Genomic DNA, 25,104 nt, shown 5'->3' on the forward strand with positions numbered 1-25,104 from the left:
GCCGGCGCTGAAACCGAGATGCGCGCAAGGGAAACGGCGGCGCTGGGCTGGCGCCGGCTGAAACGGGTGTTGACCTGGCCGCCGGCCTTGCTGGCGGCCTTGATCATCCTGTTCGAGGAATACGCCTGGGACGAGTTGTCCGCGGCGCTGGGACGCTTGGCGACCTGGCCGCCGCTGGCGGCGCTGGAGCGGCGCATCGCCGCCTTGCCGCCGTGGGCGGCCTTGGCGATGTTCGCGTTGCCGGCCGCCTTGCTGCTGCCGGTCAAGCTGGCGGCGCTGTTCCTGATCGGACGCGGCCACGCGCTGCTGGGCTTGCTGATCATTCTGCTGGCCAAGCTGGGCGGCACCGCGCTGGCGGCGCGGCTGTTTGCGCTGACCCGGCCGGCGCTGATGCGGGTGGCCTGGTTCCTGCGGCTGTATAATGGCTTCGTTTACTGGCGCGGGCGCATTTTCGAACGCTTGCATGCTTCGGCGCCGTGGCGGCTGGCGCATGCGCTGGCCGGCTTTTTCCGGCGTGGCGCGCAGCGTCCGTCGTTCTGGTCGCGGCTGGGGCGGCGTTTGGCCCGGCGCTGGCGGCGATGAAGGGTTTTGAACGGGGTAGCGGATGATCATCATCATGAACCGGCAGGCGCCGGAAAGCGAAGTGGCGGCCGTGGTGGCCAAGATCCGCGGAGCGGGACTCAGCGAGCATGTGTCGCGCGGCGCGGAACGCACCATCATCGGCGCGGTGGGCGACGAGCGCAGCCTGTCGCCGGAAATGTTTGAATCCATGCCTGGCGTGGAGCGGGCGATGCGAGTGGTGCGGGAATACCGCATCGTGTCGCGGGAAACCCATCCGCAGAACAGCGTGGTGCAGGCGCGAGGCCTGGCTTTCGGCGGCGAGGCCTTGCAGGTGATCGCCGGTCCGTCGGCCGTGGAGTCGGCGTCGCAAATCGCTCAGGCCGCGACCGCGGCGCGGGCCGCCGGCTGCCGGCTGCTGCACGGCGGGGTGTTCAAGCAGCATCCCAGCCCTTACGGTTTCCAGGGCTTGGGCGTGGAGGGCATCGAGCAGTTGATCGCCGCCGGCCGCGCCGAAGGTTTGCCGGTGGTGTCCGAATTGGCCGATGTGCGCATGCTGGATGTGTTTCTGGAGCAGGGCGTGGACATCATCCAGATCGGCTCGCGCAGCATGCAGAACGTGGAGTTGTTGAAGGAAGTGGGACGTTTGAACAAACCGGTCATCCTCAAGCGCGGCGTCGCCGCGACCTTGGGTGACTGGCTGATGGCGGCCGAATACATCGCCGCCGGCGGCAACCACAACATTGTGTTCTGCGAGCGCGGCATTCGCAGCTTCGAGCCGGCCTACCGCGCCACGCTGGACGTCAGCGCGATCCCCCTGCTCAAGCGCGAGACCCATTTGCCGGTGATCGTCGATCCCAGCCACGCCGCCGGCAAAGCCTGGCTGGTGCCCGCTCTGGCCAAGGCGGCCCTGGCCGCCGGCGCGGACGGCTTGCTGCTGGACATGCATCCGCAGCCGGAAGCCGCCTTGTGCGAGGCCGATCAGGCCTTGACGCCGGACGGTTTGGCCGCCCTGATGGCGGAATTGCGGCCCTTGGCGGCGGCCTTGGGGCGTAGCCTGTAATCCGCTTTAGAAGCGCCGACGCATGAAAAAAGCCGCGATTACGCGGCTTTGCTCTTTTCGCGGAGGCGGGGCGTCACACTTTGTGGCGCTCGCACAGCGCCTGGAAGGCGCCCATATACTGATCCTGCACATAGGGCTTGAGCAGGGCCAGCACCTGCAGCACGCCGCGGTGGCCGGATTCCTCGGTGATCGGCGCCTTGGGGCGCGCGGTCTGTTCAAAGGCGAACCAGAACTTCACCACCAGCCAGATATTGATGCTGACCGGTTCGATGTCTTCCTCGTCCATTTCCAGCAGGCCCAGGCGGATGAATTCGCGAAAGTGCTCGGCCAGGATGTTTTTCAGCTCGGTGTTGACGAACTGGTGGTACTCCGACTGCATCTGAGGGTTGCGCGCCAGCATGCCCGGCAGGTCGTAGAACATGAAGCGGAACTGCCACATCGCCAGGAAGGCGGTGTCCAGGTAGTTGACCAGATCGTCCACCGTCATTTCGCGGTTTTCCGGCACCGCCAGACGCTGGTTGATGAACTCGCGGTACATCAGGAAGATCTGGTAGACGATTTCTTCCTTGTTGCGGAAGTGGTAGTACAGATTGCCCGGACTGATGCCCAGATGCGCGGCGATGTGATTGGTGGTGATGCTGCGCTCGCCCTGTTCGTTGAACAGCTTGAGGCTCTCCTGGATGATGCGGTCGTAGGTTTTGATTCTGTTTTTGCTCATGATGCGCTTGGGCTGTTCAATGACATTCGCGATGCGCCATTCTAACGCAAATTTGGAGTTCTTGCTCTAATTATTTGCGCGCGATACGCCTTCGCTTCAGGCCAGGGCGGCGTCGTTCTGCTCCGGAAAGCATTGCGCCAGAAAACTGTGCAGGATGGTTTGTTCGATACGATGCCGGTCTCGGGCCGGAATGGCGATGCGCAAGATCAACTGATAGCGTTTTTCATCCACCGGCTGCAAGGCGATGCGCGGCTCCACCGACGGGATGTCCACCAGATTGCGTTTGGCCATGTCTTCCATGTGCTGACGCGCCACTTCCAGGTGGGGTTGGCAGGATTCTTCCGCCGCCGCCATCAAGAGGCGTTCGGCGCGGATGGGCGGCACGGTGTAGGCCATGGGCACGTTGACGATGTGCATCACATAGTCGCCCATATAGTTTTCGCGGATCACCGGCGTGGACAGCAGCAGGCTGTTGGGGAAGGTCAGCGCGCGCCCGGTCATCTGGTGCGAGCTGTGATTGGGTCCGATCTCCATCACCGTGGTGGACAGCAGGCCGATGTCCACCACCCGGCCGCGCACCGCGCCCACTTCGATGTGGTCGCCCAGGCTGTAGCTGTTGGAGGTCTGGCGCACCAGGCCGCCGGACAGGCACATGATCAGTTCCTTGGTGGCCAGGATCAGCGCGGCGGCGAAGGCCAGCATCGACACCGCGATGGTTTGCAGCTCGCTGGCCCAGATCAGGCCGATGCCCGCCAGGCCGGAGATGAACAGGATGTTGCGGGTGTTCACCGACCAGCGCCGTTTCGACTCGATCGCTATGCTGTTGTTGGCCGCCAGCAGCCGGTCCATCACCAGGCGGATGATCAGCAGGGCGGCGATCAGGATCAGCGAGCGCGCTATCTCGTGCGAATAGTTGTCGCGCAGATAGCTTATCAAGTCGAATAGGGTGGCCTTGGGCTCCATGTCGGGCGTCGGTTTCAGCTTCAGTCGTTGAGTTTGACCGCGTGTTCGCGGGTTTCGTGGAATACGATGTCCGGCCAGCGTTCCTGGGTCAGTTGCAGGTTGACGCGGTTGGGGGCCAGGTAGGCGAGGTTGCCGCCGGCGTCGGTGGCGATGTTGATCTGCAGCGCCTTGACGAATTCGTCCAGCTTCTTGCGGTCCTCGCAGCTGAACCAGCGCGCGGACCAGATGCTGGCGGATTCGAACATCGCGTCCACGCCGTATTCGGCGGCCAGGCGCGAGGCCACCACTTCAAACTGCAGCACGCCCACCGCGCCCAGAATCAGGTCGCCGCCGCTGTGCGGCTTGAATACTTGCACCGCGCCTTCCTCGCCCAGTTGCTGCAAGCCTTTCTGCAACTGTTTCAGCTTCAAAGGGTTTTTGATGCGCACGCCGCGAAACAGTTCCGGCGCGAAGAAGGGAATGCCGGTAAAGGTCAGTTCCTCGCCTTCGGAGAAGCTGTCGCCGATCTGGATATTGCCGTGGTTGGGGATGCCGATGATGTCGCCGGCAAACGCTTCTTCCACGATCTCGCGGTCGTGAGACATGAAGGTCACTACGCTGGAGGCGGCGATGTCGCGGTTCAGGCGCAGATGCTTCATCTTCATGCCGCGCTCGAACTGGCCGGAACACACGCGCAGGAAGGCGATGCGGTCGCGGTGCTTGGGATCCATATTGGCCTGGATCTTGAACACGAAGCCGGAGAATTTGCCTTCGGTGGGCGCGACATCGCGCACGGTGGCGTCCCGCAGCTGCGGCGCCGGCGCCCAGTTGATCAGCGCGTCCAGGATTTCGCGCACGCCGAAGTTGTTGATGGCGGAGCCGAAGAACACCGGCGTCAGTTCGCCGGCCAGGAACTGGTCCAGATTCCACTCGTTGGACGCGCCCTTGACCAGCTCGATCTCCATGCGCAGTTGTTCCATTTCCAGCGGGAACAGCTGATCCAGGCGGGGATTGTCTATGCCCTTGATCACTTCCACGTCGGTGATCAGTTTTTCCGCGCCCGGTTCGAACAGGATGACTTCATCGTTCAACAGGCTGTAGACGCCGCGGAAAGCCTTGCCCATGCCGATGGGCCAGGTGATGGGCGCGCAGCGGATCTTCAGCACGTTTTCCACCTCGTCCAGCAGCTCCAGGCTGTCGCGCACCTCGCGGTCGTATTTGTTCATGAAGGTGACGATGGGCGTGCTGCGCAGGCGGCAGACGTTCAGCAGCTTGATGGTCTGCTCCTCCACGCCCTTGGCCGCGTCTATCACCATCAGGGCGCTGTCCACCGCCGTCAGCACGCGGTAGGTGTCTTCGGAGAAGTCCTGGTGGCCCGGGGTGTCCAGCAGGTTGACGGTGTGGTCGCGGTATTCGAACTGCATCACCGAGGACGCCACCGAGATGCCGCGCTGCTTCTCGATCTCCATCCAGTCGGAGGTGGCGAACTTGCCGCCTTTCTTGCCCTTGACGGTGCCGGCCATCTGGATGGCGCCGGAGAACAGCAGCAGCTTTTCGGTCAGCGTGGTCTTGCCGGCGTCAGGGTGGGAAATGATGGCGAAGGTGCGGCGGTGGGACACTTCTTCGGCGATGCGGGCGAGTTCGGCGGACATGGGGATGCTTGTATTGGAATTCGATAAAGCCGGCTATTTTACCGGACTTGCCTTAAGGTGGAAGTTTTATGTTAATATTGAGAATGATTATCATTAATATAACAAAACCGTGATGCCTGGCTGCTACCTTTTCTCGTCTTGCCCCGATTCCATTTCCCCCGCTCAAAATCCGCCGCGTTTCCGCCCCAAGGCGCTCGTGCTCAGCCTGGCTTGCCTGGCCGCGCCCGGCGTCTGGGCCGCCGAGGCGCCGGCGCGCCTGGACACCGTCCACGTTACCGCCGACGGTCCGCAGGCGCGGGTGGGCAGCAATAAGCTGGACCGCGAAGAAATCGAGCGGCCGCAAGCCCGTTCGCTGGCCGAAGTGCTGGACGCTCTGCCCGGCGTCAACGCCGGCGGTTCGCAGCGCCCCGGAGGCCAGACCATCAATGTCTGGGGCTTCGAGTCGGTCGAGCATGTGCAAGTGTCCCTGGACGGCGCGCCGCAAGGCTTCGACAAATACCAGCAGGGGACGTCTTTCATCGATCCGGAATTATTGGGCTCGGTGGAAGTGATGAAGGGGGGGCATTCTCCGTTTTACGGCAACGGCGCGTTTGGCGCCGTGGTCAAGGCGGAAACCAAGACCGTGGCGGAGTTGCTGCAGCCGGGCAAATCGGTGGGCGGCTTCGCCAAGCTGATGTATCAGGACAACGGCAATCAGTTCGGCCAGTCGCTGGCCGCCTACGCCGGCGGTCCGGGCAGCAAGGCCGACATCCTGGCCTATGTGACGCGCTCGCGCGCCGGGGACGGCAAGAAGGGCGACGGCTCCAGCACGATGTTTTCCGGCAACGATCTGGAGGGCGGCATGCTGAAACTGGCTTGGCGCCCGGCGCCCGGCCACAGGCTGCGCCTGGGCTGGGTGAGCCAGGAGGAGGAGCGGCGCACGCCGTGGGCGGCCAAGCGCGGCGATATTCCCGCGCCAAGCGCGGCCGATATCAAGAAGTACGGCTGGGAAGGCGCTTGGTTGCGTCAGAGCGTGTGGCGCGAACAGCAAAACGAGACGGTGAGCGCGGACTGGACTTTTGTCAGCGATTCGCCGTGGCTGGATCTGCAGCTGAGTTACGCCCAGTCGCGGCGTTACCAGCACGATACCCGGCCGCCGACGGCCAGCATCTACGCTTTTTCCTCCTTGTTCGGGAACGAGAGCTGGGTGACTCAGCGCGACCGGCGTCTGGAGCTGCGCAATACCGCCCGCTTTGGTTCCGGCTGGGCGCGTCAGGAAGTCACGATGGGAGTCAGCTGGGCGCACAAAACGCTGGACGCCTTGTTCTATCGCCCGGACAAGGTGAAGGATCCGGCTTACAACTACGGCTATTTGAATCCGCGCTACCAGCCGCCGGGCGAAGAAACCGTGCGATCCGCCTACTGGGTGCATCAATGGCAGCCCTTGGACAGCCTGACGCTGACCCCGTCGCTGCGCTACGACCATGTGTGGATACAGGGGCGGGAAAATCTGGCTTCCGCGTATAACGATCCGGCCAAGGGGCATGATTACAGCGGTCTGGCTTATTCCGGTTGGTCGCCGCGGCTGGGCGCGCGTTGGAACTTCCGCCCGGGCTGGACGCTGGATGCGGGCTATACCCGCACCTGGCGGGCGCCGTCGGTGGACGAAATGTACGATACCCAGACTTTGGGCAGCACGACGGCAAGCAGCCGCCAGCTGCGGCCGGAAACGCTGAACGCGGTCAAGCTGGGCCTGGAGTACGAGCGCGGCAATGTGTTGACGTCCGGGGACAATCTGTCGGCGGCGGTGACCTGGTATCGCCAAACCGTCAAAAACGACATCGCGCAGCGCCTGGGGCCAAACCGGGGAGACGCGCCGGGCGCGCCCTTGCCGCCGGTGATCGGTTTCTATCGCAATATGCCCGGCTACGTGATCCAGGGCTTCGAATTGGAAGGGCGTTATCAGGCCGGAGGCTGGTTCGGCAGCCTGTCCCTGTCATCCACCAAGGGCGAGCGCAACCATAGCCTGATGGACCCATGGGGCAAGGACGAGCCCATCACCAATATTCCGCCGCGCAAGGCGGTGGCCAATCTCGGCTATCGCTGGAACAAGATCGGCCTGTCCCTGAGCGGGCAGGGCAAGTTCGTGCGCAAGCAGGACCGTGTCTTGGTCGACTCGCCCTACGCCTATCCGGCGCAGCACGGCTATTCGCTGTTCGGCCTGTCTCTGGGCTGGCAGCCCAAGGGCAGTCTCAAGGGCTTTGAGGCGCGCTTGGCGGTGGACAATCTGTTCAATGTCCAATACGAGCCCTATCTGACCGAGGGCGCCGAGGGCATGGGACGCGCAATCCGCACCAGCGTGTCCTGGCGTTTCTAATGCCGGGAAAAAGCTTGAGTCCGATTTAAGACCAGGAGGGGCCGCGCGCCCCTCCTTGCGTTACAATGGCGCTCCGAATCCCTAGCAAAGGAGCGTCTTCGTGTTTACCGGTATCGTCCAAGGGGTGGCGGAAGTGATCGCCATCACGGAGAAGCAGGACTTCCGCACTCATACGCTGCGCTTGCCCGACGCGCTGTTGCCCGGTCTGGAACTGGGCGCCTCGGTGGCCCACAACGGCTGCTGCCTTACCGTCACCGCCATCAACGGCGATCAAGTTTCCTTCGACCTGATGCGCGAAACCCTGCGCGTCACCAATCTTGGCCTGCTTCAAGCGGGCGATCTGGTCAATATCGAGCGCGCCGCGCGTTTCGGCGATGAAATCGGCGGCCACGCGATGTCCGGCCATATCTTGTGCCTGGCCAAGGTGTCCCGAGTGATCGATCTGCCCAATAATCGCACCGTTTGGTTCGAATTGCCGGCGGAACACATCAAATACGTGTTCGCCAAGGGCTATATCGGTATTGACGGCATCAGCCTGACCATAGGCGAGGTGACGGACAACCGTTTCTGCGTGCATCTGATTCCGGAAACCCTGGAGCGCACCATCATCAAGTCGCGCAAAGTGGGCGATCTGATCAATATCGAAGTGGACCCGCAAACCCAGGCCATCGTGGAAACGGTGGAGCGGGTGCTGGCCCAGCGCGGAGCCGCTGAGTGAACAGAGCCGGCCGGCGCGTGCTGGCCTCCTGGAGCGGCGGCAAGGACTCTTGCCTGGCCTTGTGGCGCGCGGTGAGCGCCGGCGCCAGCCCGCAGGCCTTGCTGACCATGATGGACGAGGATGGCCGGCGCTCGCGCTCGCATGGGGTGCGTCCGGAAGTGCTGGCGCTGCAAGCCGCGGCGCTGGGCCTGCCCTTGCGGGTGGGCCGCGCGAGCTGGGACGGTTATGAGGCCGAGTTCATCGCCCGGCTGGAGGAGGCGCGCGCCGACGGCTGCGAGGCCGCGGTGTTCGGCGACATCGATCTGGACGCCCATCGCGAGTGGGAGGAGAAGGTTTGCGCCGCCGCCGGCCTGCAAGCTTGGCTGCCGCTGTGGCAGCAGCCGCGCGCCGAGCTGGTGCGCGAATTCATCGACGCGGGCTTCCAAGCCCGCATCGTGGTGGTGAACACCCGGCTGGCGAGCGAAGAGTGGCTGGGTCGCGAGTTGAGCCGCGAGGTGGTGGACCGGATGTTGGCGGAAGGTTTGGACCCTTGCGCCGAGGCCGGCGAGTTTCACACATTGGCGACGGACGGGCCCTTGTTCGCGCGGCCCTTGCGTTTGCGCGACGGCGACATCCATCGCCATGGAGATTATGTCAGCCTGGACCTGTTGCCCGGCTGAGAAGCGGTTCAAAGTCTGTTGCGCTTCGCGAGGGCGCGGCACGGCGAGTAGCGCTGCAGAATGCCGATGCGCCGTATGCGCTCTTCAGTTGTTTTCGCCTTGGCCCGCGAGACTTTGAACAGGTACTGATAACGAATTCAGGCGGGCGGCGGCCCGCGCCAAAAACAAGTGCTTACGAAGGAAGACGGTATGACTATTTCCCCGATTCAGGACGTTATCGCCGACATCAAGGCCGGCAAGATGGTAGTGCTGGTGGACGCCGAAGACCGCGAGAACGAAGGCGATCTGGTGATGGCGGCAGAGTTCGTCACCCCGGAGGCGATCAACTTTATGGCCAAGCACGGCCGCGGGCTGATCTGTCTGACCTTGACCGAGGAGCGTTGCCAGCAATTGAACCTGCCGCTGATGGTCAGCAATAACGGCACTCCGTACAGCACCAACTTCACCGTGTCCATCGAAGCTGCCGAAGGCGTGACCACCGGCATTTCCGCCGCGGACCGCGCTTGCACCGTGCAGGCCGCGGTGGCGCGGCTGGCCAAGCCGGCGGACCTGGTGCAGCCGGGCCACATCTTCCCGCTGAAAGCGCAAAAAGGCGGCGTGCTGATCCGCGCCGGCCACACCGAGGCCGGTTGCGATCTGGCGATGCTGGCCGGCCTGGAGCCGGCCGGCGTGATCTGCGAAATCATGAATGACGACGGCACCATGGCGCGCTTGCCGGAGCTGGTGGAGTTCGCCGGCGAGCACGGTTTGAAGGTGGGCACCATCGCCGACCTGATCCAGTACCGCAGCCGCACCGAATCGCTGGTGGAAAAAGTGGGCCAGCGGCCGGTGGATACGCCGTTCGGCGCATTCGAGCTGCACGTGTTCCGCGACATCACCACCCGCGCCACCCATCTGGCCCTGGTCAAGGGCGAGATCCAGGCGCAGCGCGAAACCCTGGTGCGCGTGCACGAGCCCTTGTCGGTGATCGACGTGCTGGCGCCCTTGTGCAGTCAGCACTCCTGGACTGTGCCCAATGCCTTGGAAATGATCGAGGAGGCCGGTCACGGCGTGGTGGTGCTCTTGTATCGCGACGAAACCGGCGAGGCGCTGGCGCAGCGCGCGCTGGGCCAGGAGCAGCAGAAGCAGCGTTGGGACAGCAAGACCTTCGGCATCGGCGCGCAAATGCTCAAGGCGCTGGGCGTGGGCAAGATGAAGCTGATGACCGCTCCGGTCAGCCTGCCGTCTATGACCGGCTTCGATCTGGAAGTGACCGGCTTTTGCCAGCCGAGCGCCTTCCACGTGGATGAAGAATGAGCGGCTGCGCAATGGCTAAGGCCCGGGGATTGAGGTAGAATCTCCGGTTTTCCGTAGTGATTCCGCCGCGAGGAACAAGATGCTTCAAGCTATCCAGCGTATAGAACCCGATCTGACGGGCAAGGGCCTGAAAATCGGCGTTGTGATGTCGCGTTTCAACACCCCGGTTTGCGAAGGCTTGCGCGACGCCTGCTTGGGCGAGTTGGCCCGGCTGGGCGTGGCCGCCGAGGACGTGACCCTGGCCACGGTGCCGGGCGCGCTGGAAGCGCCGCTGGTGTTGCAGACCATGGCCAAGAGCGGCCGCTTCGACGCGCTGGTGGCGCTGGGAGCGGTGATCCGCGGCGAAACCTACCATTTCGAACTGGTGTCGAACGAATCCGGCGCGGGCGTGACCCGCGTCGGCCTGGACTTCGACATCCCGATCGCCAACGCGATTCTGACCACCGAAACCGACGAGCAGGCCGAAGTGCGCATGGAAGTCAAAGGCCGCGAGGCCGCTGCCGTGGCGGTGGAGATGGCGAATCTGCGCAAGCGCATTCAGCGCGGCTGATCGGCTCCCGCCAAGATACCGGAGCCGGGCGTGCCCGGCTCACCGCTCTTTACAAGGAACCTCTATGAAAACCGCTCGCCGCCGCGCCCGCGAATTTGCCATCCAAGGCATTTACGAATGGGAGCTGAACCCGGATCGTCCGGCCTCCCTGATCGAAAAGCATCTGCGCGAGAATGAATACTTCGCCAAGGCCGATGAAGCCCTGTTCCGCGAAATCCTGTACGGCGTGCTGAAAGACGTGGGCGCGCTGTCCAAGCAGATCGGCCACTATTACGAACGCGCCGAAGACGAAGTCAGCCCGGTGGAGCGCGCCGTGCTGTTGATGGCCGCGCTGGAACTGACCCAGCATCCGGAAACCCCGTATCCGGTGATCATCAACGAAGCCATTGAAATCACCAAGACCTTCGGCGGCACCGACGGTCATAAGTTCGTCAACGGCGTGCTGGACAAGCTGGCCGCCGAAGTGCGCGCCGACGAAGTGGCGTCGCAGAAGGCGCGTCGTCAGAACTAAGGCCTTGTCGCCGGCGCCGTCAGACCAGAACACACCCGCTGCCGCGGGTGTTTTCATATCGGCCGGGCAGAAAGATCGTGATGAATGAATTTGAATTGATCCGCCGTTATTTCACGCGGCCGGCCGGCGGCGCGGTCCTGGGCGTCGGCGACGACGCCGCCATCCTGCGGCCGACGCCGGGCTGCGATCTGCATGTCTCGGTGGACATGCTGGTGGAAGGGCGGCATTTCTTCGCCGACGTCGCGCCGGAGGCCTTGGGCCATAAGACGCTGGCGGTGAACTTGTCCGATATGGCGGCAATGGGCGCCGCGCCGCGCTGGGTGGTGCTGTCGCTGGCCTTGCCGGCGATGGACGAGGCCTGGGCCGCCGGGTTTTCCCAAGGGTTCTTCGCATTGGCGGAGCGTTACGGCGTTGACGTGATAGGCGGCGACACCACGCGCGGCCCCTTGACGCTGTCGGTGACCGTGGGCGGGGAGACGCCGGGCGGTCAGGCGCTGCGCCGCGCCGCCGCCCGCGCGGGCGACGATGTCTGGGTCAGCGGCGAGCTGGGTCTGGGCGCGATGGCGGTGCGCAGCCGGCTGGGCAAGCTCGCGCCCTTGCCGGACGGTTTGCGCGAGGCGGCCTGGCGCAAGCTGGAATACCCGGAGCCGCGCATTGCCCTGGGGCGGGCTTTGCTGCCCTTGGCGCACGCCGCCGCCGACGTGTCCGACGGCCTGCTGTCGGATCTCGGCCATATCGCCGCCGCCTCCCGGGTGGGCGCGGAAGTCTGGGCCGAGGCCTTGCCGTCCCACCCGCTGGCGGAGGCCGCGCGCGGGCAATGGCTGGATTGCCTGGCCGCGGGCGGCGACGATTACGAACTGGTATTCACCGCGCCGGCCGAGCGCCGGGCGCAGATCGAGGCCTGCGCCGCGACGGCGGGCTGCCGTCTCAGCCGCATCGGCCGCATCGTTGCCGGCCAGGGCGTCAGCCTGCTGGACGGCGAGGGCAACATCATTCAACTGGAAAGCACCGGCTATGACCATTTCAAATGAGACCGAAACCCTGAAACTGCAGCCGGACTGGCGCTTCGTCCTGAGCCATCCCGCCCATTTCCTGGCCTTCGGCTTCGGCAGCGGCCTGGCGCGCAAGGCGCCCGGCACCTGGGGCACGGTGGCCGCCTATCCCTTGTTCTTTGTGCTGAACGCGCTGGGGGTGCAGGGACTGGCGCTGGCGGCGCTGTGCCTGCCGCTGTTCATCGCCGGGATCTGGATCTGCGGCTACAGCGGCCGGGCGCTGGGCGTGCACGATTACGGCGGCATCGTCTGGGACGAGATCGTCGCCATGTTGCTGGTGCTGGCCTTCGCGCCGGCTACGCCCTTGGCCTGGTTGCTGGCCTTTGTCTTGTTCCGCTTTTTCGACATTCTCAAGCCCTGGCCTATCCGCTGGCTGGACCGTCATGTGGGCGGCGGTTTCGGCGTGATGGTGGACGATTTGCTGGCGGCCTTGTTCGCGCTGGCGGTGCAGTGGGGCATTTGGCGTCTGCTGTAAGAACGGGTTCAGGGTCCGCTGCGTTCGCCGGGCGGGTCTGGCCGGTTTCAAGTCAAACGCGTAGCATGCGGGACTTTTTGATGTCCTTGTTCTAAGGCTCCGCGGCGAAGCGGCCTGAGCGGGCGAGAATGGACTTGGGGGAATTGGGCATGCGTTGGGATGGGAACCGGGAAAGCGATAATGTGGAAGACCGCCGCGGCGAACGCGGCGGGGGCGGGGCGTTCGGCATCGGCGCGGTCTTGATCGGCCTAGTGGCCTGGCTGGTGTTCGACGTCAATCCGATAACGGTGATCAATCTGATCAGCGAGATGGAGCCGGCGGCCGAACAGCAGGCGCCGGCCAGGGCCAGCGCGCCGGACGACCGCGACGCCAAGTTCATCCGCGTGATGCTGGCGGACACCGAAGACGTGTGGCGGCCCTTGCTCCAGGCGCAAGGCGAGCGTTACCGGCCGCCCAAGCTGGTGATGTTCACCGGCGCGACGCCGACGGCTTGCGGCCGCGGCGACGCGGCCATCGGTCCCTTCTATTGCCCCGGCGACGAGAAAATCTACATCGATCTGTCTTTCTTCCAGACCCTGGGCCGAGAGTTGGGCGCGCCGGGCGAATTCGCCCAGGCGTATGTGATCGCGCATGAAGTCGGCCACCATGTCCAGCATCAGCTCGGCATTTCCGCCAAGGTGGACGAGGAAATGGCGCGCAGCGACGAGCGGCGCGCCAAGGCCTTGTCGGTACGGCAGGAGTTGCAGGCGGATTGCCTGGCCGGGGTATGGGGGCATCACGCCGATCAGGCGAGGAGGATTCTGGAGCCGGGCGATCTGGAAACGGCGCTGACCGCCGCGGCCAGGATAGGCGACGACGCCTTGCAGCGTTCGGCCGGCCGCGAAGTGGTGCCGGACTCCTTCACTCACGGCAGCGGCGAGCAGCGGGTGCGCTGGTTCCGCCGCGGCTTCGACAGCGGCGACATGGCGCAGTGCGATACCTTCCGCGCGCGGCGGCTGTAACAGCGGCTCAGTGGGGAAATGAAAAATGGGGCCAACGGCCCCATTTTTCATGCTTGTCGCGGAGCTAGCGCACCACCACGGTGCAGGTGGTGCCGGCCACCAGCAGCTGCCCGGCCGGCAGCGCGTCCAGTTCGATGCGCACCGGCACCCGCTGCGCCAGCCGCACCCAGTTGAAAGTGGGATTGACGTCGGCCAGCAGTTCGCGGCCGGTGCCGGCGTCGCGGTCGGTGATGCCGCGGGCGATGCTGGCGACGCGGCCGCTCAAGGTCGGGCCGCCGCTGAGCAGGGTGATCTCCACTTTGGCGCCGGGTTTGAGCATCGGCAGCTTGGTTTCCTCGAAATAGCCTTCCACGCGATAGGAGTTGCGGTCTATCAGCGCCAGCTTGGGCGCGCCGACGGCGGCGAAGTCGCCGGCATGGACATTGAGATTGGTCACATAGCCGTCCACCGGGGCGCGCACCACGGTGCGCTCCAGATTGAGCCGGGCCAGATCGCGCGCCGCCAGCGCCGCCTGGTATTGGGAGCCGGCCGCGGCGGCGGCGAAGGCCGCGGTTTCGCGGTTTTCGGCGGACACCACGGCGCTGTCCAGGCCGTCGCGACGCGCCGCCTCCTTGCCGCGGCGGTTTTTCTCGGTGCGCTGCCCCTCCAGCGCGGCCTCGGCCTGGGTTAGCGCCGCCGCGTAGCGGCTGCGGTCGACGACGAAGAGCACGTCGCCCTTGCGCACCGGCTGGTTGTCCTTGACCGCTACCTGGGTCACCAGGCCGGCCACGTCGGCGGAGAGCGTGATCACGTCGGCGCGCACGCGGCCGTCGCGGGTCCACGGCGAGTGCATGTAGTGGTCCCATAGCGCCTTGCCCAGCCAGACGGCGAGCGCCAGCAGCAGCAAGGTGATCAGGTAGCGGATGAGTGTGTTGATTCGCATATTGATTATCCGGAAGGGTGTTCGGGGTGGGCCGGAGGCGTATTCAGTACAGCAGCAGAGCCAGGCCGCTGAACACGCAGATCAGCAGGCTGAGACGGAACAAGGCCGGGTGCCAGACCCGGCGGTAAAGACCGGCCCGGCCCAGCAGCCAGTCCAGCCCGGCCTGGCACAGCAGGCTGAACAGGAACAACGGCAGCAGGGTGGGGATCAGGGTGCCGAATACGGCGATTTCACGAGTCATGCTCAGTTCCTTGCGCAGCGGTTGCGGTGGCTTCGGCCACGTCCAGCAATGAGGTGTGGATCAGGTGCAGATCGGTCAGCGCCCGCTGGATGCGCGCGGCGCGTTCGGGTTCCGCCAGCGCCAGATGGGCGCGCAGCGCCGGTCCGGCCGCGCGCATGGTGGCGATGGCCTGTTGCAGCCGTTCCGGCGACGGCGCGGCGAAATAGCGTTCCAGCTGCGCCACCGTGTGTTCCAGATCGGCGCGCAACTGCGGCGACGGCGATTCCGCGGTCAGCGCGCGCAGATTGATCACCGCCAGGCCCAGCTCCAGCAAGGTGATGGCTTGGGCGGTGATCGCCTGTTTCAGTTCGGCCTGGGCCGGGCTCAGCGTGTTCAGCAGATTGAGCAGGTCGCGGATGCGGTTCTCGTAGCGCTGCTTCAAGTGGGGCAGCTTGGCGTCGCAGGCGCGGCGCGCTTCCCGCCACAGGGCGGCGGCGATGTGGCGCGGCGAACCCATGGTGTGCTCGGGCAGCACCAGCTGGAAGAAGGCCGCCGCCAGCGCCAGCCCGAGGATGCGGGCGATGCCGTTGTTGAGAAAGGCCACGATGTCGTAATTCATCGGGTTTTGCGGGTTGACGGCGCTGGCCAGCACGATGGTCATGCCGGCGCCGACGCCGGCGTATTTGGGCAGGCATTTCAGATAGCTGCCCAGCGCCAGGAAGGGCAGCAGGCCCAGCATCAGTATCGGGAAGCCGTTGCCCTCGCTCAGCAGCCAGAACAGGCTGACATAGGCCAGCGGCGTGCCCAGCGCGAAGCCGGTCAGGAATTGTTTGACCATCAGCACCGGCCGCGGCGAGGAGGCGGCGAGACCGCAGAGCACGGTGGCCAGCAGCACCGCCTCCAGCGCGCTGGGCCAGGCCAGCCAATACCAGGCGACGGACAGGGTGCCCAGGGTCAGCGCCGCGCGCACGCCGCCGGCGACGGCCACCGGCAGCGGCGTGCCCGGCACATAGGCGGCCAGCGCGTCGATCTGCTGCGGCGTCTTGCTGGCGAAGCCGTGGTAGACGCCGACGAAGGCGTGCATTTCCTCGATGAAGCGGCTCAGCAGCTCGGTGGCGGTGTCGAAGTCTATCCGCCAGTGCTCGGCCCGCTCGCCGCCCGGCAGCAGCGCGCGGGCGGCGTCTATGCGGCGCGGCCAGCCGGCGCGGAGCCGGCCCAGCTGCGCCTCGGTGTCCCGGGCTTCCGCGGCGTTGCGCGCCGGGCCGTCGACGCCGCTGAGCACGGCGGCCACCTCGGAGAACAGCGGCAGCAGCAGGCCGGGCAGCGGCGAGTCCGCGTCGCGGCGCAGCCGTTCCATTTGCCGGTGCAGGGTGTGGAAGGTGGTCAGCGCGGCCATGAAGGTGGCGTTGAAGGCGTGCAGCTGATTGCTGCGCGAACGCACGTGTCCGGCTTCGAAAAAAGCCGTGGCGCGGCCGGCCTCCAGCGCGGCGATGTCGGCGGCGAACTTGAGCTGGGCCTGCTCCAGATCGCTGGCGTGCAGCTTCTGCGCCAGCGCGTCCTGGCACAGCAGGATGAAGCGCAGATAGCGGCCGCGCACATTGCTGACCACCAGCTCCGCCTGGTAGCGCGGAAACACGATGTCGTAGACCACCGCGCTGCAGATCAGGCCCAGCGAGATTTCCGAGACCCGGGTCACCGCCAGGTCGAACACCGTCAGCGGGCGGCCGATGGCCGGCAGCGCGATGATGCAGGCGGTGTAGCCGGCCAGCACGAAACCGTAGGAACGCGAGTTGCGGTACAAGGTGGCGCAGCCGGCGCACAGGCCTATCCAGAGCGACAGCGCCGCCAGCAGCAAGACCGGCTGCGAGGCCAGCATGCCGACCAGGATCAAGGCCGCCGCGCAGCCGGCCAGCGTGCCCAGGAGCCGGTAAAAGCCTTTTTCCAGCACCAGGCCGCTTTGCGGCGAACCGACGATGAGCACGGTGATCAGCGCGGTGCCCGGCGAATCGAAGCCCAGGCGGAAGGCCAGCCACAGCGCGGCGAAGCAGGCCAGCAGCGTCTTGAGGATGAAGATCCAGCGCTCGCCCTCCTGCCGCAGCCAGTCCTGTCCGGCGCCGCGCAGCGCCCGGCCCAGCCAGCGGCGCCGGGCGGCGAGGCTAGTCGTGCTCATCGTTGGGCGCCGCCTGGTTCAAATTGCTGAGCTGGCGCAGGTAGAACTGTTCCTGCTGCTGCATTTCCTCGGCGCTGAAGCCGGCGAAGGTATTGCCCAGGTTGCCCCAGACATCGGGCAGCAGCTTGCGGATGCGTTCGCGGCCGGCGTCGCTGAGGGTGACGGCGACCGCGCGGCGATCGTCGCTCAGGCCGCCGCGATGGATCAGGCCCTGCTTTTCCAGGTCGTTGCAGATGCGGGTCATATTGGCCGGTTTTTGCGAGCAGGTTTCCGCCAGAGAGCCGGGCGTCGTCGTCTCTTGCTCGGAGCCGTAGAGCACCGCCAGCACCAGATAGCTGCTCTCGGTCAGCCCGTGTTTGCGCAGGGCGGCGTTGGTCAGGTCCTGAAGGCGTTTTTGCACATGGTAGTTCAGCCGCGTCAAGGTCAGCAGCGCCAGCGGAAATTCCGGAATTCTGGTCTTGACGCGGAGCAGGCGTTTGCGGGTTTCTTCGAAGTGGCTCATGGGCTTTCTCCGCCGACGATGGGATTGGGGGATTCGACGCCGCCGCCCAGCACGGCCATCAGAGCGGCGTAGCTGTCCAGGCGCTGGGCTTGGGCCTGAGCGCGCTTTTGCCGGGCGGACAGCTCGTTCAGCCGCAGCTGGCGCACCGCGCTCTGATCGCTGAGGCCGGCGCGGTAAGCCTGTTCGGCCAGCGCCCGTTCGCGGCTGGCGGCGTCCAGCGCCTGTTCGGCCTGCCGGCTTTGCTGGTCCGCGGAGCGGGCGCGGACGATGGCGCTGGCGGTTTCGCTCAGGGCGTTGATCAAGGCGGCGTTGTAGCTTTCCACCGCCTGATCGTAGGCGGCGGTTTGGGCGCGCAGCTGGCCGCGCAGGCGGCCACCTTCGAATATCGGCAGGCTGATCGCCGGGGCGAAGCCGCGCAGAGTGGCGGCCGGGGACAGCAAGTCGGCGAAGCCTATCGCCTGATAGCCGGCGAAGGCGCTGAGATTGATATTGGGATAGAAGGCGGCGCGGGCGACCTTGATGCGCGCGGCCTCGGCCTCCACCCGCCAGCGTTGCGCGCTCAGGTCCGGCCGCCGGCCCAGCAATTGGGCCGGCACCGCGGCGAGCGGGTCCAGCGCCTGGTCCAGACGCAGCGCGGGGCGCGTCGGCCGGTTTCCGGCGTCGGGCGCTTGCCCGCTGAGCGCGGCCAGCTGATTGCCCAGGGTGGCGATGCGTTCGTCGATTTGAGTCAGCTGGACGCGGCCGGCCGGCAGCCTGCCGCGCTGCTGTTCCACCTCCGGCTGGGCGGCCAGCCCGGCGGCCTTGCGGCGCAGGCTGAGGTCCAGCAGCGCCTGCTGCTGTTCCAGTTCCGCCGCCGCCAGATCTCGCTGCTGATATTGCTCGGCCAGCTGCAGATAGCCGCGGATGATGGCGCTCTCCAGGTTCAGCGCGCTTAGCCGGGCGTCGGCCGCGGCCATCTGGGCGTCGCTCAGCGAGGCGGACAGCGCCTGGCGTTCGCGCCCCCAGGCGTCCAGATCGTAGCTGAGGTTGACGGCGGCGCGGGTCTGCCAGTCGTAGTTGCCGTGACCCGCCGGCACCACCAGGTTTTTCTCCGCGTGCAGCTGCCGGGTGCTTTGCCATTGCGCGTTGATTTGCGGCTGGGAGGCGGCGGCGCTGACCTCGCTCAGCGCCTGAGCCTGGCGCAGCCGCGCCTCGGCGCCGCGCAGGCCGGGGTTGTCCTGCAAGGCCTGGCGGATCAGCCGCTCCAGTTGGGGATCCCGCCATTGCCGCCACCAGGCCGCCGCGGGCATGCCGGCCCAGGGCGCGTTCACGGCGGGCGGCGTTTTGAGCTGGGACTGCGGTTTGACGGCGTCCATTTGGGCGCAGGCGCTGAGCAGGAGCGCGCCGGCAAGGGCGAGGGTGGCGGAAAACGGCTTCATCTGTCTATCCATGTTTTACATCTGTGTATATTTTATTTGTAGATATTACATTTGTAAAATATAAAATCGATGCGGTATCGCGAAGCGGCCAAGTCATGCGCCTGGCCGGGCCGCTTGCGACTGACGCAAATCAAGCATATGTCATTAATCATGGCCAGCTGATTAATGACGGGTGTATTATTTGGGTTTGCTTAATAAAACCAGCGAATAAACCGGACCGCCGCGGCATGCCTGCGACCCGGTTTGCCGCCTCGTCAGCGATTTTGGAGACATCATGCAAGCGGGCCTTTCCTTGAAGCAGCGTTTGTTGTTATTGATTTTTAGCGTGATCGCGTTGACTTGTCTGCTGGGCGGCCTGGTGCTGCGCAGCATGCATCAGCAAATGATGGCGGACCGGCAGGATCTGATCCGCGGCCAGGTGGAGAACGCCTTGAGCCTGGTGGCCAATTACGAGGAGCGGGCGGCGGCCGGCGCCATGCCGGAGGCGGAGGCGCAGCGCCAGGCGCTGCAGGCGCTGACCCGGCTGCGTTTCGCCGGCAAGGAGTATTTTTTCACCCTGGACAAGGGGCTGGTCTGGCTGGCGCACGGGGTCAACCCCAAGCTGGTGGGCAAGGACATGCACGCGGTCAAGGATTCCAGCGGCAGCAGCCTGGGCGACAAGTTCGACCAGACCCTGAGGCAGGGGCAGGGCAAGGGCTTCGCGGAATTCGTCTGGGACAAGCCCGGCTCGGCGGAGCCGCAGCCCAAGCTGGCGTATTTGCAGTCCAGCCCGCGCTGGGGCTGGGTGGTGGGCACCGGCCTGTATATGGTCGACGTCTGGGCGGCCTTGCGCGTGCAATTGCTGGGCGTGGCGGTCCAGGTGCTGCTGATCGCCGCGGTGTGCGGCGGCCTGGGCTGGTGGCTGTTCCGCAGCGTGATGCGGCAATTGGGCGCGGAGCCGGCGCAGACCGCGGCCGTGGTGCGGGAAATCGCCGGCGGGCGGCTGGATGTGCCGGTGCCGGTGCGGGCGGGCGACGCGGACAGCCTGATGGCCAATATCGCCCATATGCAGCAGGCTTTGCGGCAGATGGTGGCCGACATCGTGGCCAGCGCCGGCGAACTGGGGCGGCTGAGCGAGGAGGTGGTGACCGGCGCGCAGGCGGTGGCGGACAACTCCCAGCAGCAAAGCGAGAGCGCCACTTCGATGGCGGCGTCGATCGAAGAGCTGACGGTGAGCATCAACCACATCTCCCAATACGCGCAGGACGCGCGCCAGGTGTCGCAGCAGTCCGGCAGTTTGTCGGACGAGGGCGGCGAAGTGATCGCCAAGGCCGTGGCGGAGATGAAGGGCATCAGCGAGACGGTGGACCTCACCGCCGGGGCGATCTCGGCGCTGGCGGACAAGACCGCCACCATCTCCAGCATCATGCAGGTGATCAAGGACATTGCCGATCAGACCAATCTCCTGGCCCTGAACGCGGCGATCGAGGCGGCGCGCGCCGGCGAAACCGGCCGCGGTTTCGCGGTGGTGGCGGACGAGGTGCGCAAACTGTCCGAACGCACCGCGCAGGCCACCGAGGAGATCGCCGGCATGATAGACGAGATCCAGCTCAGCTCAGATCAGTCGCGCGCCAATATGAGCCAGACCGTGGAGCGGGTGCGCGCCGGGCTGGCGCTGGCCGAGCAGGGCGGGGAGATGATTCAGCAAATCCGCGGCAGCGCCGGCCAGGTGGTGCAAGTGGTGCGCGATATCTCCCATGCGCTGCAGGAGCAAGGCGTGGCCAGTCAGGACATCGCCCGCCACGTGGAGCAGATCGCCCAGGTGGCCGCCGGCAACGCCGCCGCCGCCACCCAGGCGTCCAGCGGCATTCAGAGCATGGACGAGGTGACCGGCGGCCTGCGGCAGACGGTGGCCGGATTCCAGGTGTAGCGCGGTAGACGGCGCGCGGCAGGCCGGCGAACAGATTCTTACGGGAAGTTTGCGTCTTGGCGATAGGGTTAAGAGCGGTTTGCCGCTACAATACCGCCTCGTTGAATAGACACCAACCCGTACTGGAATTCAAGATGTTGCGCATTACCGAATTGAAACTGCCGCTGGAACACGCCCCGGAAGAGCTGAACGCCGCGATCGCGGCTTATCTGGGCGTGCCGGAGCAGGACATCCGCCAGGTCGTTGTCTTCAAGCGCAGCTACGACGCGCGCAAGGGCATGATGAACCTGGCCTACATCGTCGACATCGACGTGGCCAACGAAGCCCGTCTGCTGGCCCGCTTCAAGGCCGACAAGCACGTGATGCCGACGCCGGACACCCAATATCACTATGTGGGGCAGGCGCCGGAAAACCTGGAGCGCCGCCCGGTGGTGGTGGGGTTCGGCCCCTGTGGCATCTTCGCCGCGCTGCTGCTGGCGCAGATGGGCTTCAAGCCCATCGTGCTGGAGCGCGGCAAGAAGGTGCGCGAGCGCACCAAGGACACCTGGGGCCTGTGGCGCAACAAGGTCTTGAACCCCGAGTCCAATGTGCAGTTCGGTGAAGGCGGCGCCGGCACCTTCTCCGACGGCAAGCTGTACAGCCAGATCAAGGACCCGCGTCATCTGGGCCGCAAGGTGCTGACCGAGTTCGTCAAAGCCGGCGCGCCGGAGGAAATCCTCTACGTGGCCAAGCCGCATATCGGCACTTTCCGCCTGGTGAGCATGGTGGAAAAAATGCGCGCCGAGATCGAGGAGCTGGGCGGCGAAATCCGCTTCCAGCAGCGCGTCGCCGACATTCATCTGGAAGACGGCCCGGACGGGCGCAAAGTGGCGCGCGGGCTGACCTTGGCCAGCGGCGAGCAGATCCGCGCCGATCACATCGTGCTGGCCCTGGGCCACAGCGCGCGCGACAGTTTCGAGATGCTGCACGGCCACGGCGTGTATATGGAAGCCAAGCCGTTCTCGGTGGGCTTCCGCATCGAACACCCGCAGACGCTGATCGACAAGGCGCGCTGGGGCAAATACGCTGGCCACCCGCTCTTGGGCGCGGCGGATTACAAGCTGGTGCACCACGCCGGCAACGGCCGGGCGGTGTACAGCTTCTGCATGTGCCCGGGCGGTCAGGTGGTGGCCGCCACCTCGGAAGAGGGTCGCGTGGTGACCAATGGCATGAGCCAATACTCGCGCGCCGAGCGCAACGCCAATTCCGGCCTGGTGGTCAGCATCGGTCCGGACGATTATCCGGGGGATCCGCTGGCCGGCATCGCCTTCCAGCGCGAGCTGGAAAGCCGCGCCTATGTGCTGGGCGGCGGCACTTACGAAGCGCCGGCGCAGCTGGTGGGCGATTTCCTGGCCGGCAAACCGTCCACTCAGGTGGGTTCGGTGCCGCCGTCCTATCAACCCGGCGTGCACTGGACCGATCTGGCCGCGGCCTTGCCGGATTATTGCATCGCGGCGATGCGCGAGGCGCTGCCGGAGTTCGGCAAGAAAATCCGCGGCTACGATATGCACGACGCGGTGCTGACCGGGGTGGAAACCCGCACCAGCTCGCCGCTGCGCATCACCCGCGGCGAGGATTGCCAGAGCTTGAACGTGCGCGGCCTGTACCCGGCCGGCGAGGGCGCCGGCTACGCCGGGGGGATTCTGTCCGCCGGAGTGGACGGCATCAAGGTGGCGGAGGCGGTGGCGCAGGCCATCGCGGCGGAGCGCCGTTAAGGAAGGCGTTTAGGGGTCATTGCCGCAATGCCTTGAATCCGCCGCTTGGCTGAGGACGCGCTGAAACGGCCCGCAATCGCGGGCCGTTGTCTTTGGCGCTAGGGACTTCCCGCCGCATGGCCTTTCACGCCGCCGGCCGGGCGCTCGCGCCCGCCTGGGCGCCAAGCTTTGGGGATGGACAACAAGGGCGGCGCGCCCTCCGGCCGGCGGCGTTCCAGCAGCAGCCATAGGCCGATCGCCGCCATCAAGGGCAGATGCCCTGGCCCCGCGAGCAAAGGCGGCAACATCCAGGCCCAGCAGGCGCCCGCGCACCAGACGCCGGCGGCGAGGCCGGCGCGCAGCGCCGACAGCGCGGCCGGCCAGCCGAACGGCGACAGCCTGGGCTGGCGGTGGCAGGCTTGCAGGCAGCGCAGCCGCTGCGGCGCCGCCTGCCAGAGCCCCGCGACGCCGCAGGCGACGACGAAGGCCTGCCATGGCGCGGCGCTGAAGGTCAGCAGCGCCAGGCCGAGCAGGTGCAGCAGCAGGCCGGCGACGAGCCAGGGCACTAGATAGCCGCAGCAGAACATGGCCAGCGCCAGCGCGCGCTTGCGCGCCAGGCTGCGCAGCCACAGTTGCCGCAACGGGTCGGCCAGCAGCGGCGCCATCATCGCCAGCAGCATCAACAGCCAGGACGGCAGCCATTGCGCCGGCGGGTTCAGCCACAGCGCGCCGGTCAGCGCGTCCCAGCCGCCGCCGGGACGCTCCAGAACCCAGGCGCCGCAATAACCCGGCGCGGTCAGCCGCCGCTCCAGGGCGATCAGGCCGAGCCAGCCCAAGAGGCTGGCGCAGCGCAGCGGCCAGGGCGTGTCCCGCAGCGCGGCGATCAGGGTCTTGACCGGCATGGACGCTTACTGGCCGTGGCGGTAGACGCTGATGCGGCCTATCGTCACCTCGTCGTCGTCCTCGATGTCGGACACCGGCACCAATTGCACCCCCATCGGCGCTGTGTCCAGCGTCTGGCTTTGACACATGCGGTCCACGATGTCGGTGATCTCCAGCGTCTGGCTGACGCCGTTGCCGCCGTGCTCGGCCAGCGAGGCCTTGCGCGCGCCGAACAGCGCGATAGTGCCGGCCAAGTTCTGCGGGTGTTGCGCCGGGTCGGCGCCCTGGGGCAGGCCGACGTAGACGTTGAACGTGCCGCCGTCCACTTTGCAGCGTATGTTCTCCAGGCTGAGAAAGACGCGGTCCGGCTCTTGCGGCGCGGCGTCTGGCTGGGCCTTGAACTGGCGGGCGGCGGCCTGGCTGGCCTGGAAGCTGCTCAGCACCTTGTTCTTGGCGTCGTCGTCCAGCTGCATCTGCGCGTGGACGGTGTTGTTGCCCAGTTTGATCGCCGCCGCGTTGGCGCCCAGCAGTTCGGTTTTCGGATTGTTCGCCATGGTGTTTGCCGCCGCGGTGTCGGGATGGATGGCCGCCAGCGTCTGCATGCGCTGCGCGACACGGCTGGCGCCGCCGAGAGGGTCCGATACGTCCTGGTAGACGTAGTTCAGGTTCGGCGCCTGGGTGTTGAGCATGTCCTTGGCGACAAAGGTGTAGCCGCTGCCGTTGGGGCGCGGCATCGCGAACTTGCGGTTGACCGGGCCTTCCAGCCAATTGTCGTTGCTGGGGTTTTTGTGGCCGGGATTGCGATTGAGCCATACCTGCCACAGCCGGTCGATATTGGAGTGGTGGATCCAGAACACCGGGTCCAGGCCGGCGAGGTCGGGGTCCGACATCAGGCCGTTGCGGCCGCCGATATTGGTGTGCACCGGATTGTGCGGCAGGTTTTCCAGCCCGCCGCTATTGCCGCCGCCGTGCCAGAACGGCGTTTGCGGCCCGCCGTAGCCCGGCGGAATGCCGTTGGCGGTGCCGATGAACTGCGCGTCCTTCAAGGCGGTGAGCTGCACGGTTTCCGGGCGCAGCGTGATGTGATTGGGCTGGTTGTTCCAGCCGTAGCGTTGGGCCAGCCACAAGGGATTGGCGCCGCCGTCCGGCAAGGTCTTGGACTGGAAACAGGTGGGCAGGTCGCGCGCCTTGGCGTTGGCGCCGTCGCTGTAGTTCCAATAGGGCAAGGCCCAGTCGGCGGGGCCGCCCAGCTTGACGACCTCCGCCAGCACAATGGCTTCGAAGGCCGCCAGATAGCCGCGGTGCCAGGGCATGAAATACCAGCTCTGGTGCTGGCATTGCCGCCAGTAGGTGTTCTGATCGGCGGCGCTGGGCAGCGCTTCGCCGGCTTGCAGATAACCATGTTGTTGCCAGAGCTGGGAGTCGAAGCCGTGGATGGCGGCCAGGTAACGCCAGCTGGTGGGGTCCTTGATCGGGCGTTTCTGCATTTCCCGCACCGCCCGCGCGTACCACAGCACGGTGGGGTCCCAGGGATTGCTCATTTTCAAGATGTCTTTGCGGACGCGAGCCATGTCGTTCTCCTCGATGCGAACGCCGTTCCGGCGCGGCCGAGGCGGGAGTGGCTAAGGCTGGCGGTGAGGCGGTGTATTCGGATTAGCAAACCGCAAAGCTTTCGAACTGTCCTAAAGAACAGTTTTTGCCTCGGGGCAATTACTTATTTGAAGCGCCGCTTGCAAGTGGCCGGGCTTTGGCGCGGTAAGGGCTTGAAAGCGCGCCGGCGGGAAGGCGCCAAGCTGG

General features: G+C 65.9%; 23 protein-coding genes. 13 read left to right on the forward strand and 10 right to left on the reverse strand.

Translation table 11 applies throughout. The features are described 5' to 3' along the window. Positions 1 to 18: 18 nt before the first annotated feature. A complete protein-coding gene (locus QUG03_RS19025) occupies positions 19 to 582 on the forward strand; it encodes a hypothetical protein (protein ID WP_199225839.1) in 564 nt (187 codons plus the stop codon). Positions 583 to 604: 22 nt separating this feature from the next. After that, a complete protein-coding gene (gene aroF / locus QUG03_RS19030) occupies positions 605 to 1,621 on the forward strand; it encodes a 3-deoxy-7-phosphoheptulonate synthase (RefSeq protein ID WP_107798883.1) in 1,017 nt (338 codons plus the stop codon). A gap of 73 nt (positions 1,622 to 1,694) precedes the next feature. On the opposite strand, the gene QUG03_RS19035 is transcribed toward aroF, so the two are convergent. The 3 genes from QUG03_RS19035 to QUG03_RS19045 all read right to left on the reverse strand — a co-directional run bounded on the left by QUG03_RS19035 (position 1,695) and on the right by QUG03_RS19045 (position 4,933). Beyond that, positions 1,695 to 2,339, reverse strand: coding sequence for a TetR/AcrR family transcriptional regulator (locus QUG03_RS19035; RefSeq protein WP_107798884.1), 645 nt, complete (start codon positions 2,337 to 2,339; stop codon positions 1,695 to 1,697). Between the two features lie 96 nt (positions 2,340 to 2,435). After that, positions 2,436 to 3,302, reverse strand: a complete 867-nt coding sequence (locus QUG03_RS19040) for a mechanosensitive ion channel domain-containing protein (protein WP_107798885.1) — start codon at positions 3,300 to 3,302, stop codon at positions 2,436 to 2,438. Positions 3,303 to 3,322: 20 nt separating this feature from the next. Beyond that, positions 3,323 to 4,933, reverse strand: coding sequence for a peptide chain release factor 3 (locus QUG03_RS19045; protein WP_227103300.1), 1,611 nt, complete (start codon positions 4,931 to 4,933; stop codon positions 3,323 to 3,325). Positions 4,934 to 5,129: 196 nt separating this feature from the next. Between QUG03_RS19045 and QUG03_RS19050 the strand changes: the two genes are divergently transcribed. From QUG03_RS19050 to ypfJ, 9 genes are all read left to right on the forward strand, one after another. Continuing rightward, a complete protein-coding gene (locus QUG03_RS19050) occupies positions 5,130 to 7,289 on the forward strand; it encodes a TonB-dependent receptor domain-containing protein (RefSeq protein ID WP_253313645.1) in 2,160 nt (719 codons plus the stop codon). Positions 7,290 to 7,389: 100 nt separating this feature from the next. Next, positions 7,390 to 8,007 (forward strand): riboflavin synthase subunit alpha, encoded by a 618-nt coding sequence (locus tag QUG03_RS19055; protein ID WP_107798888.1) that lies wholly within the window; start codon positions 7,390 to 7,392, stop codon positions 8,005 to 8,007. After that, positions 8,004 to 8,666 (forward strand): Dph6-related ATP pyrophosphatase, encoded by a 663-nt coding sequence (locus tag QUG03_RS19060; RefSeq protein ID WP_474456833.1) that lies wholly within the window; start codon positions 8,004 to 8,006, stop codon positions 8,664 to 8,666. The genes QUG03_RS19055 and QUG03_RS19060 overlap by 4 nt, the downstream gene beginning before the upstream one ends. Before the next feature lie 189 nt (positions 8,667 to 8,855). Next, positions 8,856 to 9,962 (forward strand): bifunctional 3,4-dihydroxy-2-butanone-4-phosphate synthase/GTP cyclohydrolase II, encoded by a 1,107-nt coding sequence (gene ribBA / locus QUG03_RS19065; RefSeq protein WP_500820676.1) that lies wholly within the window; start codon positions 8,856 to 8,858, stop codon positions 9,960 to 9,962. A gap of 79 nt (positions 9,963 to 10,041) precedes the next feature. After that, positions 10,042 to 10,512, forward strand: coding sequence for a 6,7-dimethyl-8-ribityllumazine synthase (gene ribH / locus QUG03_RS19070; protein ID WP_081547190.1), 471 nt, complete (start codon positions 10,042 to 10,044; stop codon positions 10,510 to 10,512). A gap of 64 nt (positions 10,513 to 10,576) precedes the next feature. Beyond that, positions 10,577 to 11,023, forward strand: a complete 447-nt coding sequence (nusB, locus tag QUG03_RS19075) for a transcription antitermination factor NusB (RefSeq protein WP_081547192.1) — start codon at positions 10,577 to 10,579, stop codon at positions 11,021 to 11,023. Between the two features lie 80 nt (positions 11,024 to 11,103). Then, on the forward strand, positions 11,104 to 12,054 hold the full coding sequence (gene thiL, locus QUG03_RS19080) for a thiamine-phosphate kinase (RefSeq protein ID WP_107798891.1): 951 nt from the start codon (positions 11,104 to 11,106) through the stop codon (positions 12,052 to 12,054). Then, positions 12,038 to 12,550 carry a phosphatidylglycerophosphatase A family protein gene (locus tag QUG03_RS19085; protein ID WP_107798892.1) on the forward strand — a complete coding sequence of 171 codons (513 nt, stop codon included), beginning with the start codon at positions 12,038 to 12,040 and terminating at the stop codon, positions 12,548 to 12,550. Before thiL ends, QUG03_RS19085 begins: the two co-directional genes overlap by 17 nt. A 149-nt stretch (positions 12,551 to 12,699) precedes the next feature. Next, positions 12,700 to 13,551 (forward strand): KPN_02809 family neutral zinc metallopeptidase, encoded by an 852-nt coding sequence (gene ypfJ / locus QUG03_RS19090; RefSeq protein ID WP_500820677.1) that lies wholly within the window; start codon positions 12,700 to 12,702, stop codon positions 13,549 to 13,551. Positions 13,552 to 13,615: 64 nt separating this feature from the next. Here the strand turns inward: ypfJ and QUG03_RS19095 are convergent, their stop codons facing one another. The 5 genes from QUG03_RS19095 to QUG03_RS19115 are packed head-to-tail and all read right to left on the reverse strand — an operon-like array spanning position 13,616 to position 18,783. Next, entirely contained in the window at positions 13,616 to 14,473 is an 858-nt protein-coding gene (locus QUG03_RS19095) for an efflux RND transporter periplasmic adaptor subunit (protein ID WP_253313649.1), read from the reverse strand. A gap of 43 nt (positions 14,474 to 14,516) precedes the next feature. After that, positions 14,517 to 14,714, reverse strand: coding sequence for a DUF1656 domain-containing protein (locus QUG03_RS19100; protein ID WP_500820678.1), 198 nt, complete (start codon positions 14,712 to 14,714; stop codon positions 14,517 to 14,519). After that, positions 14,704 to 16,863, reverse strand: coding sequence for an FUSC family protein (locus tag QUG03_RS19105; RefSeq protein WP_500820679.1), 2,160 nt, complete (start codon positions 16,861 to 16,863; stop codon positions 14,704 to 14,706). The genes QUG03_RS19100 and QUG03_RS19105 overlap by 11 nt, the downstream gene beginning before the upstream one ends. After that, positions 16,850 to 17,365 carry a MarR family winged helix-turn-helix transcriptional regulator gene (locus QUG03_RS19110; protein ID WP_235088484.1) on the reverse strand — a complete coding sequence of 172 codons (516 nt, stop codon included), beginning with the start codon at positions 17,363 to 17,365 and terminating at the stop codon, positions 16,850 to 16,852. Before QUG03_RS19110 ends, QUG03_RS19105 begins: the two co-directional genes overlap by 14 nt. After that, a complete protein-coding gene (locus QUG03_RS19115) occupies positions 17,362 to 18,783 on the reverse strand; it encodes an efflux transporter outer membrane subunit (RefSeq protein WP_500820680.1) in 1,422 nt (473 codons plus the stop codon). The genes QUG03_RS19110 and QUG03_RS19115 overlap by 4 nt, the downstream gene beginning before the upstream one ends. A gap of 274 nt (positions 18,784 to 19,057) precedes the next feature. On the opposite strand from QUG03_RS19115, the gene QUG03_RS19120 reads away from it, so the two are divergent. Then, positions 19,058 to 20,692 carry a methyl-accepting chemotaxis protein gene (locus QUG03_RS19120; RefSeq protein ID WP_500820681.1) on the forward strand — a complete coding sequence of 545 codons (1,635 nt, stop codon included), beginning with the start codon at positions 19,058 to 19,060 and terminating at the stop codon, positions 20,690 to 20,692. A 134-nt stretch (positions 20,693 to 20,826) separates the two neighbouring features. Next, positions 20,827 to 22,446: an NAD(P)/FAD-dependent oxidoreductase gene (locus QUG03_RS19125; RefSeq protein ID WP_107798900.1), complete on the forward strand. Its 1,620-nt coding sequence runs from the start codon at positions 20,827 to 20,829 to the stop codon at positions 22,444 to 22,446. A gap of 98 nt (positions 22,447 to 22,544) precedes the next feature. Here QUG03_RS19125 and QUG03_RS19130 read toward each other — a convergent pair whose 3' ends face one another. Beyond that, a complete protein-coding gene (locus QUG03_RS19130) occupies positions 22,545 to 23,327 on the reverse strand; it encodes a copper chaperone (RefSeq protein ID WP_500820682.1) in 783 nt (260 codons plus the stop codon). Positions 23,328 to 23,333: 6 nt separating this feature from the next. Next, positions 23,334 to 24,878 carry a tyrosinase family protein gene (locus QUG03_RS19135; protein WP_500820683.1) on the reverse strand — a complete coding sequence of 515 codons (1,545 nt, stop codon included), beginning with the start codon at positions 24,876 to 24,878 and terminating at the stop codon, positions 23,334 to 23,336. Positions 24,879 to 25,104 lie beyond the last annotated feature (226 nt).

It is taken from the genome of Chromobacterium sp. CCUG 30098 (assembly GCF_059916605.1).